Raw genomic sequence first — 16,271 nt, 5'->3', positions numbered from 1 at the left:
TCGCTGTCGCGCATAGTCGGACAGAACGGATCGAAGGACGCGAATCATGAGCGTGAAGGGCGCAACGCCCGCATCATCGGTGATCTTTCCCGGCTTGGCGGTCGCGCTGGTCGCGATCGTCACGGCGACGCATTATGACTTCACGCCTTCGGCCGCTGGTGTGGTCTTCGCCGCGGTGCTGCTGGTGGTCCTGTTCGGCACGGTGTTCGCGGCCGTGCACCATGCCGAGGTGATCGCGCATGAGATCGGCGAGCCGTTCGGCACGCTGCTCCTGACCCTGGCGGTGACGGTGATCGAGGTGGCGCTGATCGCCACCATCATGCTCGGCGACAAGGCTGCGCCGGCGCTCGCCCGCGACACCGTGTTTGCGGTGGTCATGATCGTGTGCAACGGCCTGGCCGGCATCTGCATCTTCATCGGCGGCCTGCGCTATCGCGAGCAGGACGTGCTGGTCTCCGGTGCCAATCTGTATCTCAGCGTACTGTTCACGATGGCAACCATCACGCTGGTGCTGCCGAATTATACCTTGACGTCGCCAGGTCCGGTGTATTCTGCCGTGCAGATCGCCTTCGTCAGCGTCGTGACGATCCTTCTCTACTCGGTGTTCCTGTATACGCAGACCACCCGCCATCGGGATTATTTCGTCGGGAACTCGGTGGGGTTCGCCGATGACGATGTCAGGCTGCCGCGCGCGAAGCTGTTGCTCAGTGTCGGGCTGCTGCTGGTCGCGCTGCTCGCTGTGGTCCTGCTTGCCAAGAAGTTCTCGCTGGTGGTCGACGCCGGCGTTGCCGCAACGGGTGCGCCGCAGGCGGTCGCAGGCGTGCTCGTGGCGCTGTTGATCCTGCTGCCGGAGAGTGTCGCCGCCCTCTCGGCCGCCCGCGCCAACGACCTGCAGAAGAGCATCAATCTCGCGCTTGGCTCCTCGCTCGCCACCATAGGGCTGACCATCCCGGCAGTGGCGGTCGCCGCCCATGTGCTCGACAAGCAGCTCGTCCTCGGGCTGGGCCCGCAGGGAATAGTGCTGCTGGTCCTGACCTTCGTCCTGAGCATGCTGACCTTCGGCACCGGACGGACGAACATCCTGTTCGGGCTGGTGCACATGGTGGTGTTCGCGATATTCCTGTTTCTGCTCTTCGTCCCCTGATTCAAGAGATCCAGCATGCTCAGCGCCCAGTCCGACGTCCAGGTCGATACGCCCGAGGTCCGCGTCACGGAGTGGCGGCTATTGCCCGGCAGTGCCACGGGGCGCCACGTTCACGAGATGGATTACGTGATCGTGCCGGTCACCGCCGGCGAGATGACGATCGTGGCGCCGTCCGGCGAGCGCTCGAAGGCGCAGCTCGCGGTCGGCAAATCCTATTTCCGCAAAGCCGGCGTCGAACACGATGTGCTGAACGAGACCGGTTCCGAGATCGTTTTCCTCGAAGTTGAATTGAAGCCGTAACCAATTGTTTACCGGGATGCCGCTGATTGTGGTATCTTGAGCCGGCGATCCGGAAGCTGTGGCAACACCCTCGGATTGCTGCACGGCTCCGGTTCGAAGGGTTTCAGGAAACGACTTTTCGGCGGTCGCGGCTGCACGGAGTGCAGTCCGCGAGCTCCGGAAGGTGTGGGATGGTCCCTTAATTGTGCCTCAAAGTTCCCGCAAATACCGCGCGGGAGTGGTCAGCATGCTGAAATATCTCACAAAGTTCGCCATGGAGATCATCCCGTCGGTGGTTGCCACCATCATCGGGGCCTACATCGTCAATCACTACATCAACACCAAGCCCGACTCGCCGCCATCGACCATGGCGGCGGTGGCCTCGGCTGCTTATGCCAAGCTCACAGGCGGTAAGAGCGAGGCTCCGAAATCCACAGGCAAGGGGACCGACCCTGCCAAGCTGGACGCGAAGGCCGATCCCAAGTCTGACGCCAAGCCGGCGGAAACGTCGAACGAGGTCTCCAGCATTCCCGCTCCCGGCATCAAGGCCAAGGGCGTGTCGGAGAAGTCGCTGGCCGACAAGGCCGCCGAGAAGGCCGTCGAAGTGAAGCCGACCGAAACGGCGAGCCTCCCGGCCGATCCGCAGACCTCGCGCCATCCTGCATCGTCGAAGGAAAAGCTGATCGTGCGTGGCACTCCGGCCGAGGCCCCAGCGACCCAGCAGGAAGATCGCCGGGATGCTGCCGACCTTGCCCGCGCCGCGATCGAGCGGTTGCGCGCGAGCGAAGGTGCCGGCAAGGCGGCTGCCGAGAAGCCATCGACCGATGCAGCCCGCGGGGCTGGCGAGGCGCCGCGCGTCGCAACCGTGTCACCTCAGGTGTCGCCGGTTCGTCCGCTGCCGCCTCCGGTGACGGTCTCCGCGCCTCCGGCCGAGCAGGGTTTCATCATGCCGTCGGCCTCGAGCCCGACCTACACGGGATCATTGCAGCCGGACGGGCGCCCGACGCCGCCCGCGGAGATCCCCGTCCAGCAGTTGCGTCCGCTCGACCTGCGTGCCGACAAGTCCGATCCTTCGATCAAGGACCAGATGTCCAACGTGGCGCAGGACATGATGTCGGCGGCGAAATCGGTGTTCCACTCGGTGCTGCCGAAATAATTGATCGGCATTGCTCTCGAACGAGATCGAGCGGCGGCCCTTCTGGTCTGCCGCTTTTTCTTTGGGGCGTGCCGTGCTCGGCATCGTTGCGAGGGCCGGCCCAGCGCGGCTGGATCCGGATGGCAGGAGGCGCCAAAATCAAATGAGGCGCCCAAAACAAAACGCGAGCCAAAGGCCCGCGTTTCAGACGACGTCAGATCGATCGGGCCAGATCAGCGCGGCGCGCCGGGACGGGCACCTGCACCCGGACCACGACCAGCACCACGGTCACCGCCGGGGCCAGCGCCAAACACCGGCTTCGGCTTCATCGGCAGCAGGCCTTCACGCTGCAGCTTCTTGCGGGCCAGCTTGCGCGCACGGCGCACGGCTTCGGCCTTCTCGCGGGCTTTCTTCTCGGACGGCTTCTCGTAATGGCCGCGAAGCTTCATCTCGCGGAAAATGCCCTCACGCTGCATCTTCTTCTTGAGCGCCTTGAGGGCTTGATCGACATTGTTATCGCGAACGAGAACCTGCACGCGGCATCCTCTTTCTCAGTCTATCGGTTTGAAATCTGGTGAAGTCAGGGCTGGCAAATGGCCGCGCCCTTAACCTTGAGGGCGCCCGTGTATCAGAGGACACCGTCGCTGTCCACCCGCTGACGGGCTCTTGACCGCAAGTTTAACGCGCCCGAGCGGTTTATTTCAGCCCTGCCTCGGCGGCAGGGGCGAGACCTGGGTCACATGCCCCATCTTGCGGCCAGGGCGGGCGGCGCCCTTGCCGTAAAGGTGCACGGTGGCGCCGGGAACCGTGAGCCACTGCTCGTAGGTGTCGATCTCGTCCCCGATCAGGTTCGTCATCGTGACGTGGCCGTGGCGCAGCGGCTTGCCGAGCGGCCAACCTGCGATCGCGCGGATGTGCTGTTCGAACTGGGAAATCGAGGCACCGTCAAGGGTCCAGTGGCCGGAATTGTGCACCCGGGGGGCAATTTCATTGACCAGGACGCCGGGCGCAGGTCCATCGGATACCACGAACATCTCCACGGCGAGCACCCCGACGTAATCGAGGGCGGTGGCGATCCGGCTGGCAATGTCCCGGGCCTCGTCGGCGAGCGGATCGGGGATGCGGGCTGGCGCCCGCGACACCTTCAGGATGTGGTCGCGATGCTCGTTCTCGGTGACGTCGAAGCACTCGACCTGGCCATCGGCCGCGCGGGCCGCTACGACCGAGATCTCGCGCTCGAACGGAACGAACGCCTCGAGGATCGCCGATTTGGTGCCGAGCTCGGCCCAGATCCGATCGAGATCGTCACCCTGGCGGATCTTGATCTGGCCCTTGCCGTCATAGCCGAACCGCCGTGTCTTCAGCACGGCCGGCAGGCCGATCCGAAAGGCTGCTTCGCGCAACGTGGCGAGTGAGGACACGTCGGCATAGTTCGCCGTGCGGATACCGAGCGAGGTGACGAAATCCTTCTCGATCAGCCGATCCTGCGTCGTCTCCAGCGCAGAGCGGCTCGGCAGCACCGGGCGCCTTGCCGCCAGCACCATCGCGGCCGCCGACGGGACGTTCTCGAACTCGTAGGTGACGACGTCGACGTCATTGGCGAACAGCTCGAGCGCCTCGACGTCGGCATATTCGGCGCAGGTGGCGTTCAGCACGACGTCGAAGGCGGGCGAGTCCGGGTCCGGCGAGAACACCTGGCAGCGCAGCCCGAGCCGCGCCGCAGCCAGCGCCAGCATGCGGCCGAGCTGGCCGCCGCCGAGAATACCGATGGTGTCGCCGGGCTTGAGCTTCACCCGATTGGAGCCGGTCACGCCGTGCCCTCCGGACGTTCGGCGATCGCATTGGTCTGCGCCTGCCGCCAGGCCGACAGGCGGCCGGCGAGCGCGGAATCCGAGAGAGCGAGCACGCTGGCCGCCAGCAGCGCTGCGTTAATGGCGCCGGATTTGCCGATGGCGAGCGTTCCGACCGGAATTCCGGCCGGCATCTGGACGATGGAATACAGCGAATCGACCCCCGACAGCGCCTTCGACTCGACGGGGACGCCGAACACGGGCAGTTCCGTGAGCGAGGCCGTCATGCCCGGCAGATGGGCGGCGCCGCCGGCACCGGCGATCACGACCTTGTAGCCCGCCGCCTTGGCACCCTTGGCGAAAGCATACAGCCGGTCCGGGGTGCGGTGCGCCGAGACGATCCGGGCGTCGTAGCTCACGCCCAGGGCTTCGAGCGTCTCGGCGGCATGGCGCATGGTATCCCAGTCCGACTGGCTTCCCATGATGATGGCGATCGGGGCGGTCATGACCTCAATTCTTCTCGGGAATCCATCAGCATGGGCCGGAGTATAGGATCGGTCCTGACAGCGGCAAGCCATGGCATGAAGGTCCGAATGGACTATCCTGTCTTGGTCAAGCCCGGCAAGCCCAAACGGTGGCGCGGCAGGTGTCCGATGAAAAAGAAGCGCATGGCGGCCGCGTGGCGAGCCGGGAAGCGAAGAACCCGGTACCGTCATCGGCCTTCGCGGCGCGCGCGGGCTCCTGAACCCGGTTCCGTACCGGCAGGCGCGCGACAGACGATCCGACGCCTTAATGCCGAGTTGGCGACAGCACAGGCCCGGATCGCCGAGCTGACGGCCTCCGCTGAGCGCGACTTCCTGCTCGACATCTTCAATCGTCGCGGCTTCGCCCGCGAGCTCCATCGTTCGATCGCCTTCATCAAGCGCTATGACGCGACCGGTGCCCTGGTCGTGCTCGACGTCGATCGGCTGAAACCGATCAATGATACGTTCGGCCATGCCGCCGGTGACGAGGTCCTGAAGGCGGTTGCGCGTGTCCTCAGCGAGCATGTCCGATCCTCCGACGTGATCGGCCGGCTCGGCGGCGACGAGTTCGGCGTGCTGCTCTGGCATCTCAGCGCGGCGGACGCCCATGCCAAGGCGGCGGAACTGGAGCAGGCCATCGACAGCCTGACCTTCACCTTCGGCGATCAGACCGTGCGTGCCGGCGCGTCGGCCGGGATTGCTCTGCTCGACAAGCGCGTCAACCCGGTGCGTGCGCTGGAGGAAGCCGACCGCGCGATGTACATGCGCAAGGCCCAGCGAAGGTACGAGAGCCCCGCGCACGCAACGGCCCGGTCGGGCGACCAGCGGTGACGCTCCCGGGCCATCCGCGCCGATGACAGAGCTTGCGGTGCACGGCGCTCACAACTCGCCGAGATCGTCGGGCAACTCGCCGAACTTGTGCAGCAGCCGGGCGTCGCTGAATTCCCCCATCAAGGGATCGCCGCTGCGGCTGAAGGCAATGGCGCCGATGTTGTCCGGCAGGCGCGACATCGCTTCGGCACGACGCAGCGCTGCGGACGAACTCTGGCATTCCTCGGCCGCGCCTGCGACCAGCATCCCTGCCTCGTCCCGTCTGAACGGCATGGCGACGTAATAGGTGATATCAGGCATTGCACGCACCTCCCGGCCTTCGTCGAAGCTGCGAGCGAGCGCGGTGGCAATCGTCCGGAGAGTCTCGACGGCCCGAGGACTCAGGTAAGACTCATGCAGGGCTCAGGCCGCATTGCTCTCCGGACCGTCCGAAGCGGTGTTGGGCACGCAGCCGCAGGAGATCGCGGCCCGCAGCTCCTGCAGCTCCAGCTCGAGATACTCGTTCGCCATGATCAGCGCCTTGATCGTGGAGCGCAGATTGCCGTCGCACATCGCGATGGCCTGGTCACAGGCCTGTTCGTAGAGCCGATCCTGTGGGGAGAAGGAGGCGGGCATCACAACCATCCTTGTTGTCGTCAGGGGACGAGGGATGACCTGATTGTTCTCTTTTTGTTCTGTTTGTCAAGGCGCCTCGGCATATCCTGCACCGCTGATGCATATTGCCTGTGTGCATACGGTCAGGCGTGCTGACGCTTCGCCTCAGGCGATAATGTCGGGCGTGATCTGGTCTTCGATGAAGGCGATCCGATCGCGTAGCAGAAGCTTCCGCTTCTTCAGTCGTTGCAGCCGCAACAAATCGGGGGCGGGCGATTGATGCAAAGCGTCGATCGCCGCGTCGAGATCGCGGTGCTCCTGCTGCAGGCGCGCGAGTTCGGCCTGCAGTTCGCGCTCGTCTTGGTCAGCCATGATCTATGATAGCAAAAAAGCGGAAGGAAGTGGAAAGCCTTGCGAAGGCGGGCGCAAATATTGCGCCTGCGAAGCTGATAAGCAAGCCGCGCCCCTCAAGATCCGTGCAGCTGTCCCGTGAATTTCAGGTTGGCACCGGCGTTAGATTCGTCCGGATCTGCTCACGGTTCGTTACACACGGCGCTCAAATTTGCATGTGCGGTCTTTTGGCCCCATCGACAGGTCAAGCGACTTGTGTACACTCATTAGCCCTGGTCGAATCTCAGGTTCACCTACCGAGGAGGTTTCGAATGGCCATTCAGGCGCATCTCGTTGAACTGGAGCGTAAGCATAAAGTTCTTGAAAGCGAATTGCATGAAGCTCTCCTGCATCCATCGACGGACGACCTGCGAATTGCCGAACTGAAGCGACGCAAACTGATGGTGAAGGATGAGATCGAGCGCTTGAGACAGGTAACCAGCGAAACACTTCACTGACATGTGACCATCACCCGCCGTACCATCTGATCGTAAGACCGTGCGCCTGGGACGGTGACTGCCCATCCCAGACGCAACTTCAATCAAATTAGTTGCGATAGACTTAGTTGCGATAGACGATGACGCGAGCGCATCTGCCTGCGTTGTCTCCCGCTATCGCCACACGCCGTTCATCCCGATATCGGGGTCTTCAGCTCAAGGCGAGATCGCGGACGTGAGCCGCAATCGCCAGCGATGACGTCAATCCAGGCGATTCAATTCCGAACAGATTGATGAGTCCGGGCACCCCGTGATCGCGGGGGCCCTGAATGACGAAATCCTGCGACGCCACGGCCGGCGGTACGATCTTCGGCCTGATGCCCGAATAGCTCGGCATCAGCGCCCCATCCGGCAGCGACGGCCAGTACTTGCGGATCGCCGGGTAGAAGCGCTCGGCGCGCGCCGGATCGACCGTATAGTCGATCCGGTCGATCCACTCGACGTCGGGGCCGAATCTGGCTTGGCCTGCCATGTCGAGCGTGAGGTGCACGCCGAGGCCGCCTGGTTCCGGCACCGGGTAGATGAGCCGGCTGAACGGTGCCCGGGCGCTGCAGCTGAAATAGTTGCCCTTGGCGAGATAGGTCATCGGCACGAGCGGCGACGGCATGCCGTCGATCAGCCGCGCCAGCTCGGGCGCGTCGAGGCCGGCGGCGTTCACCAGCAGCCGGCAGCTCAGCGTCATCGGTTGCGCGCCGCCCGCATCGACCTCGATCGATCCCCCCGTCGCCTTGGCCCGCAGCAACGGCGTGTGGAAGGCGAAGGCACCGCCGGCGTCCTCGATCTCGCCGCGCAGCGACAGCATGAAGGCATGGCTGTCGAGGATGCCGGTGGATGGCGACAGCAGCGCGGCCTGGCAGGCCAGGGCCGGCTCCAGCGCCAGCGCTTCGGACCCGGACAGCAGCCGCATCCCTTCGACACCATTGGCTTCGGCGTGCGCGCGGATGCCCTGCAGCTTCTCGGTCTCGACTGGATTGGTTGCAACGATCAGCTTCCCGCAATTGCGGTAGGGCACGCCATGCTCGTCGCAATAGCGGTAAAGCATGCGCTTGCCGGCCACGCAGAAGCGGGCCATCAGGCTCCCGGCCTTGTAATAGATGCCGGCGTGGATCACTTCGCTGTTGCGAGACGACGTGACGGTTCCGATGCCCTCGGCCGCCTCGAGAACGATGACCTCGCGTCCGGCCCGCGCCAATTGACGGGCGACGGCAAGTCCGACGACGCCGGCGCCAACGACCACGCAATCCACTTTATCCATGCATAGTCGTGAGACGATTAGGAGAAGTCATGTCTCTCTGCAATCCCTGGTAGGTGGAGCCTCGGTCCGGAGTTCGTCTGCCCTTAGCAAACCATTCATCATAGGGCGGCCATTGACCAAATTTGCTTCGTCTTTTTCGAAGTTTGCGGAACCCGTTTACCCGATCCCAATAGGTGAAGCCAGATACTGTCGCCGAATACCGCGGGTGATTGATGGCTGGCAAGAATTGGCAGGCGAGCGACCGAAACGCGTTTTCTGCGCGTGTCGTTGCGGCCTCGGTGGCCGCCATGGCAGCGTGGGCGGCTGCGCCGACGCGCGCCTGGGCCGCTTCCTCCGATTTCTCGCCCTCCGGCTACCTGGGCACCATCGAGCCGGACGTGCTCTGGAAGGTGTTGATCGCCGGCGTTGTCGTCTGCGCCTTCCTCGCGTCGGTCGTGATCTGGATCCATTCGGCCTTGCGGCGCGCCAAGCGGGCACAACTTCGGCGCAACGTTTTCATCAGCTCCGCGCTCAACAATTTGAGCCAGGGGCTGATGCTGACGGACGCCGCCAACCGCGTCGTCTTCTACAACCACCGCTTTCTCGAGATCTACGGCATGAGCCGGGCTGACATTCCGCCCGGCTGCACTGGCCGGGATCTGGTCGAGTTGCGGCGGCAGCGTGGCCTGCTCAATCTGACGGTCGAGGACTATGCGCGCCAGGCGAGGCAGCCGGACGGGTGCCTGACCGAGCTGCCCGGCGGACGTGTGGTGCGCGCCCAGATGTTCCGTCTTCCGACCGGCGGATCGATCGGCATTCATGAAGACTGTACGGTGCAGCACCGGCTGGAGCGCGAGCTCGCCTCGACCAAGCAGTTCCTGGAATCGGTGGTCGATCAGGTTCCCGTCTGCGTCGCCGCCAAGAACATCGAGGACGGCCGCTACATCTTCGCCAACCGGGCGTTTGAGCAGTTCGCGCAGGTGCCGCGGGATCAGATCATCGGACGGCGCCCGAGCGACCTGTTCGGCGAAGAGACCGCGGCCGACATCGCGGCTGCCGACCGCGAAGCGATGCTGGCGCCCGGCACCACCTATTGCAGCGAACTCGTGGTTCAACGCGGTGACGAGAAGCGCATCCTGGACGCCCACCGGGTCGTTGCACGCAACGACAAGAACGAACCGCAATTCCTCATCGCGCTGTTCGACGATGCCACGGAGCGGCGATCGCTGAGCCGCGAGCTGGAGAACAGCAAGAAGTTCCTGGAACTGGTCGTCGACAACATTCCGGTTTCGCTCATCGTCGAGAGCGTCAGCGACGGCCGCTATCTGCTCGCCAACCGCAGCGCCGAGATCATCCTCAACCGCAAGCGCGAGGACGCCACCGGCCTGACCACCGCCGACATCTTCAATCCGCGCGAGGCCAGACTGATCACGGCGCGCGACGAAGCCGCCATCAAGAAGCGCGGCCTTCTGACTGAGGAACATCCGATCTCGACCAAGGACGGCCTGCGGCTGTTCCTGACGCGGCGGGCAACCGTGCTGGGCGAGACCGGCCAGCCGCAATATCTGATCAAGACCTATGAGGACGTCACCGATCGGCGCCAGACCGAATCGCGGATGGCGCACATGGCCTATCACGACGGCCTGACCGATCTGCCTAACCGCGCCGCGTTCCTGCAGGCCCTGAGCCAGATGATCGAGGCCTGCGCGGATACGGACGAGGAGTTCGCGGTCCTGAACGTCGATCTCAAGGGCCTGAAGGACGTCAACGACGTCTTCGGCCACGCCATCGGCGACAAGCTGTTGATCGAGGTCGCCCGTCGCGTCCATGCCGTTGCCCGGGGCGGCGTCGTTGCCCGTCTCTCCGGCGACGAGTTCGGGCTGATCATCGACGGCAAGCAACCGGAAACGGGCAGGGCCCTGGCCGAGCAATTGGCGGCGGCGATCGCGGTGGACTTTCAGATCGAGGGCAAATCGATCCGCACCGCGCTGACGACGGGCATCTCGGTGTTTCCGCACAATGGTTCGGATCCGGCGTCGCTGCTCGCCAATGCGGGTGCTGCTCTGTTCCGCGCCAAGGCCAAATCGCGCGGCAGCATCACCTTCTACGAGCCTGAAATGGATCAGCAGATTCGCGACCGCCGCGTTCTGCATCAGGAGCTGTCTGTCGCGATCAAGCATGGCGAACTGTCGCTGTACTTCCAGCCGCAGGCCGTCTCCGGCCGCACGGTCGACGCCAGCGAGATCATCGGCTTCGAGGCGCTGGCGCGCTGGCAGCACCCGGTCCGGGGGTTCGTGCCGCCGAGCGACTTCATTCCGCTCGCGGAAGAGAGCGGCCTCATCGTCGAGATGGGCGAGTGGATCCTGCGCGAGGCCTGCCGCGAGGCGGCGTCGTGGCCGAAGCCGCTGCAGGTCGCGGTCAACCTGTCTCCGGCGCAGTTCGTCCATGGCGACCTCGTTGCGCTGGTCCACTCGATCCTGATCGAGACGGGGCTCGCGCCCGGCAGGCTCGAGCTGGAGATCACCGAGGGTGTGCTGATCGAGGATTTCGATCGCGGTGTCGCGCTGCTGCGCCGGCTGAAGGCGCTCGGCGTTCGCGTCTCGATGGACGATTTCGGCAGCGGCTACTCGTCGCTGAGCTACCTTCAGGCGTTCCCGTTCGACAAGATCAAGATCGACCGCGCCTTCGTCATGAATATCGGCCGCAACCCGCAATCGGCGGCGATCATTCGTGCGGTCATCGGTCTGGGCCACGGCATGAACATGTCGATCGTGGCGGAAGGCGTCGAGACGCCGGAGCAGCTCGGCTTCCTCGCCGAGCAGGGCTGCGACTCGGTTCAGGGCTATCTGCTCGGCAAGCCCCTGCCGATCGACAAATATGACGGCATTGTCGGTCGCGCTCACGACGACGACGACGTCGCGTCCGTTCGCAAGACCGGCTGACCTGGCAGTCCGGTCAGAGGCTGTTGCGCAACAGCGCGAATTTATCCGCACTCGTAACAGTTGGGTCGCTACGAGAATCATTTCCGCCGGTCTACGATCGTTCGTCCTGGCACGCTCGAAGACCTTGCGTATGGCGGACTACGATCTGGCGATCATCGGCGGAGGTCTGAACGGCGTCAGCCTGGCGCGTGATGCGGCTGGCCGCGGTTTGCGCGTGATCCTGGTCGAGCAGGGCGATCTCGGCGGCGGCGCCTCGTCGGCCACGTCGCGGCTGGTGCACGGGGACCTCGCGGCGCTGGAGCGCCGCGGCTTTCTGCGCGTGAGTCGCGCGCTTGCCGAGCGCGACGTCTGGCTCACGGTCGCGCCGCATCTTGTGCGGCCGATCCGTTTTGCGATTCCGGCTCACGCCGATGAGCGGCCGCCATGGCAGTTGCGCGCAGGGCTCTGGCTCTACGATCGCCTCGCTGCGCGCAACCGGCTGCCGGCCGCGTCGGCGCTCGATGTCACGCATCATCCGGTCGGCGATGCCTTGAAGCGTCCGATCGGGACGGCATTCGACTATTCCGATTGCGTGGTCGACGATTCCCGCCTGGTGGTCCTGACCGCGATGGATGCCGCCGAGCGCGGCGCAGAGATCCGGACCGGCGCCCGCTGCGTGCGGGCCGACCGCGACCAAATATGGCGCCTCGCCATCATCGACCGCGGCCATCGCCGCATCGTCACCTCGCGCGCGCTCGCCAACGCCACCGGCGCGTGGAGCGTCTCGACGGCGGAAACCGTGCTGCGTCAGCCGCTGCCGTGGGTCACCGTGCGGCAGGTCAGCCAGATCATCGTGCCGCGGCTGTTCGATGTCGAAGCGGTCTACGTGTTTCAGAATTCGGATGGACGGCTGATCTTTGCCCAGCCCTACGAGCAGGATTTCACCCTGATCGGCACGGTGGCCCACGGCTTCAAGGGCGACCCAGCCGTGGTGGCGGTGCCTGCGGCAGACGTGGCTTATCTCTGCAAGGCGGCGAACCGCTATTTCCGCTCGGACATTCAGCCTGCGGACGTGGTCCGGAGCGTGGCCGGCGCCAACATGATGGTGCTGCGCGCCGCCGACAGCGGACGGTTGGAAACGGTCGTGTGCCTCGATGCCGGACGCGCCAGGGAGCCCGCCAAGGCGCCGCTGCTGACGATGTGCGGCGGCGACGTCACGACGGTCCGGCACCGGGCCGAGCAGGCGGTCTCCCGGCTCGGGCGCTTTTATCCAATGTCGCCACGCTGGACTGCAAGCGCGCCGCTTCCTGGAGGCGACTTCGCCTGGGACCGGTTCGAGGATCTCGTCGATGACGCACGGGACCGCTGGCGCTTTCTCGGAGAAGCCGAGGCCCGGCGGCTGGTCGGCGCCTATGGCACCCGTCTGGCGAAGATCCTCGGCGAGGCGAGATGCCGGGACGATCTCGGACAGGCGTTCGGGCCGCAGCTGACCGAGGCGGAGGTCCGCTACCTCATGACGCGCGAATGGGCGCGGTTTCCCGACGACGTGCTGTGGCGGCGGACAAAGCTGGGCCTGACGCTTCCCGTCGCCGAACGCGATGCGCTCGCCGCGTTCATGGCCATTGCGACCTGCGGCCGGAGCACGCCGCAGGCGGCTGACGCGAGCGGGGATAGTCCGGTCCGTGCGGTTGAGCTGCAATCCGTGGGCGGCTAGCTTGCCGACTGGCCCGACGTTGTGGCCGGGCAGGGTGATTAGATCGGGACATGGCTGACGAGATCGAAAATCCAGCACCCGCCGAGGCGCCGGCAGCATCACCACCGCCGGATCCGCGCCCCGATCCTCAGCCGCCGCTCCTGCGGATCGAGAACGTCGTCAAGACCTTCGGCAGCTTCCGCGCCGTCGATGGCGTCTCGCTCGACATCCGTGCCGGCGAATTCTTCGCGCTGCTCGGCCCCAGCGGCTGCGGCAAGACCACGCTGTTGCGCATGCTGGCCGGCTTCGAGACGCCGGACGAAGGACGCATTCTGCTGTCGGGGGAGGACATCGCGCAGGTGCTGCCGCATCAGCGGCCCGTCAACATGATGTTCCAGAACTACGCGCTGTTCCCGCATCTGAACGTGCGCGACAACATCGCCTTCGGCCTGAAGCGTGCCGGCACGCTGCGCGCCGAGATCGCCACCCGTGTCGCCGAGATGGTGGCGCTGGTCCGGCTCGAAGGCCTGGAGAAGCGCAAGCCCGATCAACTGTCCGGGGGCCAGAAGCAGCGCGTCGCCTTGGCGCGCTCGCTGGCGCGCCGGCCGCAGGTGCTGCTGCTGGATGAGCCGATGGCGGCGCTCGACAAGAAGCTCCGCGAGAGCACGCAGTTCGAGCTGATGGAGCTGCAGCGCAAGCTCGGCATGACCTTCATCATCGTCACCCACGATCAGGAAGAGGCGATGACGGTGGCGAGCCGCATCGGGGTGATGAACGCGGGACGGCTCGAACAGGTCGCTGCACCGCGCCGGCTGTATGAAGAGCCCGTGTCGCGGTGGGTCGCGGAGTTCGTCGGCGACATCAACCTGTTCGAGGGCGAGGTGATCGCGCGGGAGCCGCACCGGCTGCGGATCACGACTGCCTCGGCCGGCGAGCTCGCTGCGGCACAGCCCGTCACTCCCGTCAGCGAGAGCAGGGTTGCGGTCGCGATCCGTCCCGAGAAGATCCGTCTCGCGCTTCGCCGGCCGGCCGGCGATGCCGCCGCGATCAACTGTGTCGAGGGGACCATTTCCGATGCGAGCTATCTCGGCGGCAAGACCGCGTACAAGATCCAGCTCGACGGCGGTGCTGTCCTGCATGCCTCGCAGGCCAACACGGCCCGGCTCGATGCCGACGGCTATGGGCTGAACCAGCGCGTCGTGGCCTGGTTCACGCCCGATGATTGTGTGGTGCTGGAGCGATGAGCGCGCGCCGCATCTTCTCGCGTCCGGCCCGCTTCGCGGCGATCGCGCCCTACGTCTGGATGGTGCTGTTCTTCCTGGTGCCGTTCGCCTTCGTCGCCAAGATCAGCCTGTCGCAGACTGCGATCGCGCAGCCGCCCTATACGCCGGTGTTCTCGCTGGCTGATGGTTTGTCGTCGCTCCGGGATGCATTTGCGGCGCTGTCGCTCGACAATTTCCGTCTGCTGCTGTCGGACGACCTGTATCTCGCGTCCTATCTGCGCAGCGTCGTCGTCGCGGCGACGTCGACGGCCATCCTGCTGCTGATCGGCTATCCCGTCGCCTATGGCATGGCGCGGCTGCCGAGGCGCTGGCAGGGCGTCGCGATGATGCTTGTGATCGTGCCGTTCTGGACCTCGTTCCTGATCCGCATCTATGCCTGGGTCAACATCCTCCAGCATGACGGGCTGTTGAACCAGGTGCTGCTCGCGCTGCATCTGGTCTCGGCGCCGGTGGTGTGGTTGTCGACCGACAGCGCCATGTATGTCGGTATCGTCTATTCCTATCTGCCGTTCATGATCCTGCCGCTGTTTGCGACGCTGACGAAGCTGGAGCCGGCGCTGGAGGAGGCCGCTGCCGATCTCGGCGCCTCGCCGCGCGAGACCTTCTGGCTGGTGACGTTTCCACTGTCGCTGCCGGGAGTCGGCGCCGGCGCGCTGCTGTGCTTCATCCCGATCGTCGGCGAGTTTGTCATTCCCGACCTTCTCGCCGGCTCGAAATCGTTGATGATCGGCCAGACGCTCTGGCTCGAGTTCTTTACCAACAAGGATTGGCCGGTGGCCTCCAGCATCGCCGTGGTGCTGCTCGCCGTCCTGCTGCTCCCGCTCCTGCTCTACGACCGGCTGCAACGCCGGCAGCTGGAGGAGAGCCGGTGATGATGGCTGGAGTGCAGCGAGGCACGCTCTCTCGCTCCCCTCCCCCTTGCGGGCAGGGGTTGGTGGTAGGGGTCCGCATCGGCAGTCTTTGCTGGGGGCCGCCCTCCCTGACCCTCCCCCACAAGGGGGGAGAGAACGGAGAAAGCTTCGCCCGGGACGACGGAGGAGGCGCTCATGCCTAAAGCCTCCCGCCTTTCTCGCTTCAATGTCGCCTCGCTGACGCTCGGGCTGGCGTTCCTGTATCTGCCCATTCTGATCCTGGTGATCTACTCGTTCAACGCCTCGCGGCTGGTGACGGTGTGGGGCGGCTGGTCGCTGCGCTGGTATCACGAGTTCTTCAACGACCGTGCCATGATCGATGCGGCCTGGATGAGCCTGCGTGTCGGCGCCACCGCGGCGACGGCGGCGACGGTGCTGGGGACGCTGGCCGCGGTGGCGCTGTCGCGCGGCCAGGGCTTTCGCGGCCGCATGCTGTTCTCCGGCATGCTGTATGCGCCGCTGGTGATGCCCGAGGTGATCACCGGCCTGTCGCTGCTGCTGCTGTTCGTGGCGCTGGAGGCCGAGCGCGGCTTCTGGACGGTGACGATCGCCCACACGACCCTCACGATGTGCTTCGTCGCTGTCGTCGTGCAGTCGCGTCTGGTGTCGCTCGACCGCAGCCTGGAGGAGGCCGCGATGGATCTCGGCTGCGATCCGCTGCGCGCGTTCGTGATGGTCACCTTGCCGCTGATCGCCCCTGCGGTGATCGCTGGCTGGATGCTCGCCTTCACGCTGTCGCTCGACGATCTCGTGATCGCGAGCTTCACCACCGGACCGGGCTCGGCGACGTTGCCGATCCGAATCTACTCGGAGGTGCGGCTCGGGGTAAAGCCGGAGATCAACGCGATCTGCACGCTGGTGATCGGAGTCATCGCCGTGGTGATCGTGATCGCATCACTCGCCTCGAAATTGTCGAGCGACCGCGGCGAGAGCGCGGCCCCGCTCTAACTTCTCGTCATTGCGAGCGAAGTGTTCAGCCCGGGGACATGGCTGACAGGTGTTCGGAGACATGGTTGACACCTCAAAATTGGCTCGATTCGTCAAG

General features: G+C 65.2%; 17 protein-coding genes. 10 read left to right on the top strand and 7 right to left on the bottom strand.

Translation table 11 applies throughout. The features are described 5' to 3' along the window. The first annotated feature begins 46 nt into the window (after positions 1-46). From QX128_RS06555 to QX128_RS06545, 3 genes are all read left to right on the top strand, one after another. A complete protein-coding gene (locus QX128_RS06555; RefSeq protein ID WP_316236981.1) occupies positions 47-1,144 on the top strand; it encodes an ionic transporter y4hA in 1,098 nt (365 codons plus the stop codon). Positions 1,145-1,159: 15 nt separating this feature from the next. Then, positions 1,160-1,444, top strand: coding sequence for a cupin domain-containing protein (locus QX128_RS06550; RefSeq protein WP_315717559.1), 285 nt, complete (start codon positions 1,160-1,162; stop codon positions 1,442-1,444). Positions 1,445-1,670: 226 nt separating this feature from the next. Further along, positions 1,671-2,579: a hypothetical protein gene (locus tag QX128_RS06545; protein WP_316179772.1), complete on the top strand. Its 909-nt coding sequence runs from the start codon at positions 1,671-1,673 to the stop codon at positions 2,577-2,579. 212 nt (positions 2,580-2,791) lie between these two features. Here QX128_RS06545 and rpsU read toward each other — a convergent pair whose 3' ends face one another. From rpsU to purE, 3 genes are all read right to left on the bottom strand, one after another. Continuing rightward, positions 2,792-3,094 carry a 30S ribosomal protein S21 gene (gene rpsU / locus QX128_RS06540; protein WP_011924350.1) on the bottom strand — a complete coding sequence of 101 codons (303 nt, stop codon included), beginning with the start codon at positions 3,092-3,094 and terminating at the stop codon, positions 2,792-2,794. Positions 3,095-3,259: 165 nt separating this feature from the next. After that, positions 3,260-4,369: a 5-(carboxyamino)imidazole ribonucleotide synthase gene (locus tag QX128_RS06535; protein WP_315802608.1), complete on the bottom strand. Its 1,110-nt coding sequence runs from the start codon at positions 4,367-4,369 to the stop codon at positions 3,260-3,262. Continuing rightward, positions 4,366-4,854 (bottom strand): 5-(carboxyamino)imidazole ribonucleotide mutase, encoded by a 489-nt coding sequence (gene purE, locus QX128_RS06530; protein ID WP_315802609.1) that lies wholly within the window; start codon positions 4,852-4,854, stop codon positions 4,366-4,368. The genes QX128_RS06535 and purE overlap by 4 nt, the downstream gene beginning before the upstream one ends. A 147-nt stretch (positions 4,855-5,001) precedes the next feature. On the opposite strand from purE, the gene QX128_RS06525 reads away from it, so the two are divergent. Beyond that, a complete protein-coding gene (locus QX128_RS06525) occupies positions 5,002-5,703 on the top strand; it encodes a GGDEF domain-containing protein (protein ID WP_315802860.1) in 702 nt (233 codons plus the stop codon). Between the two features lie 48 nt (positions 5,704-5,751). Here the strand turns inward: QX128_RS06525 and QX128_RS06520 are convergent, their stop codons facing one another. The 3 genes from QX128_RS06520 to QX128_RS06510 all read right to left on the bottom strand — a co-directional run bounded on the left by QX128_RS06520 (position 5,752) and on the right by QX128_RS06510 (position 6,669). After that, positions 5,752-6,003, bottom strand: a complete 252-nt coding sequence (locus QX128_RS06520) for a hypothetical protein (RefSeq protein ID WP_315802610.1) — start codon at positions 6,001-6,003, stop codon at positions 5,752-5,754. Between the two features lie 102 nt (positions 6,004-6,105). Beyond that, a complete protein-coding gene (locus QX128_RS06515; RefSeq protein WP_315802611.1) occupies positions 6,106-6,318 on the bottom strand; it encodes a hypothetical protein in 213 nt (70 codons plus the stop codon). Positions 6,319-6,462: 144 nt separating this feature from the next. Further along, a complete protein-coding gene (locus QX128_RS06510) occupies positions 6,463-6,669 on the bottom strand; it encodes a YdcH family protein (protein WP_009028242.1) in 207 nt (68 codons plus the stop codon). Between the two features lie 290 nt (positions 6,670-6,959). Here QX128_RS06510 and QX128_RS06505 point away from each other — a divergent pair, with 290 nt between their 5' ends. Further along, on the top strand, positions 6,960-7,145 hold the full coding sequence (locus tag QX128_RS06505) for a YdcH family protein (protein WP_315802612.1): 186 nt from the start codon (positions 6,960-6,962) through the stop codon (positions 7,143-7,145). Positions 7,146-7,335: 190 nt separating this feature from the next. Here QX128_RS06505 and QX128_RS06500 read toward each other — a convergent pair whose 3' ends face one another. Further along, positions 7,336-8,439, bottom strand: coding sequence for an NAD(P)/FAD-dependent oxidoreductase (locus QX128_RS06500; protein ID WP_316236980.1), 1,104 nt, complete (start codon positions 8,437-8,439; stop codon positions 7,336-7,338). 212 nt (positions 8,440-8,651) lie between these two features. Here QX128_RS06500 and QX128_RS06495 point away from each other — a divergent pair, with 212 nt between their 5' ends. From QX128_RS06495 to QX128_RS06475, 5 genes are all read left to right on the top strand, one after another. Further along, entirely contained in the window at positions 8,652-11,360 is a 2,709-nt protein-coding gene (locus QX128_RS06495; RefSeq protein ID WP_316236979.1) for an EAL domain-containing protein, read from the top strand. Between the two features lie 130 nt (positions 11,361-11,490). After that, the gene (locus QX128_RS06490; RefSeq protein WP_316236978.1) at positions 11,491-13,053 is read left to right on the top strand and encodes a glycerol-3-phosphate dehydrogenase; all 1,563 of its coding nucleotides are present in this window, start codon (positions 11,491-11,493) and stop codon (positions 13,051-13,053) included. Between the two features lie 50 nt (positions 13,054-13,103). Continuing rightward, positions 13,104-14,276 (top strand): ABC transporter ATP-binding protein, encoded by a 1,173-nt coding sequence (locus QX128_RS06485; RefSeq protein ID WP_316236977.1) that lies wholly within the window; start codon positions 13,104-13,106, stop codon positions 14,274-14,276. Beyond that, complete coding sequence (locus tag QX128_RS06480; protein WP_315802617.1) at positions 14,273-15,187, top strand: ABC transporter permease; 915 nt, start codon at positions 14,273-14,275, stop codon at positions 15,185-15,187. Before QX128_RS06485 ends, QX128_RS06480 begins: the two co-directional genes overlap by 4 nt. 174 nt (positions 15,188-15,361) lie before the next feature. Next, positions 15,362-16,174 (top strand): ABC transporter permease, encoded by an 813-nt coding sequence (locus tag QX128_RS06475; RefSeq protein WP_315802618.1) that lies wholly within the window; start codon positions 15,362-15,364, stop codon positions 16,172-16,174. Positions 16,175-16,271 lie beyond the last annotated feature (97 nt).

Source organism: Bradyrhizobium sp. SZCCHNR1015 (assembly GCF_032489875.1).
Taxonomy (GTDB): Bacteria; Pseudomonadota; Alphaproteobacteria; order Rhizobiales; family Xanthobacteraceae; genus Bradyrhizobium.
The sequence above is the reverse complement of the archived record's forward strand: the minus strand, read 5'-3'. Positions and strand labels throughout refer to the sequence as shown.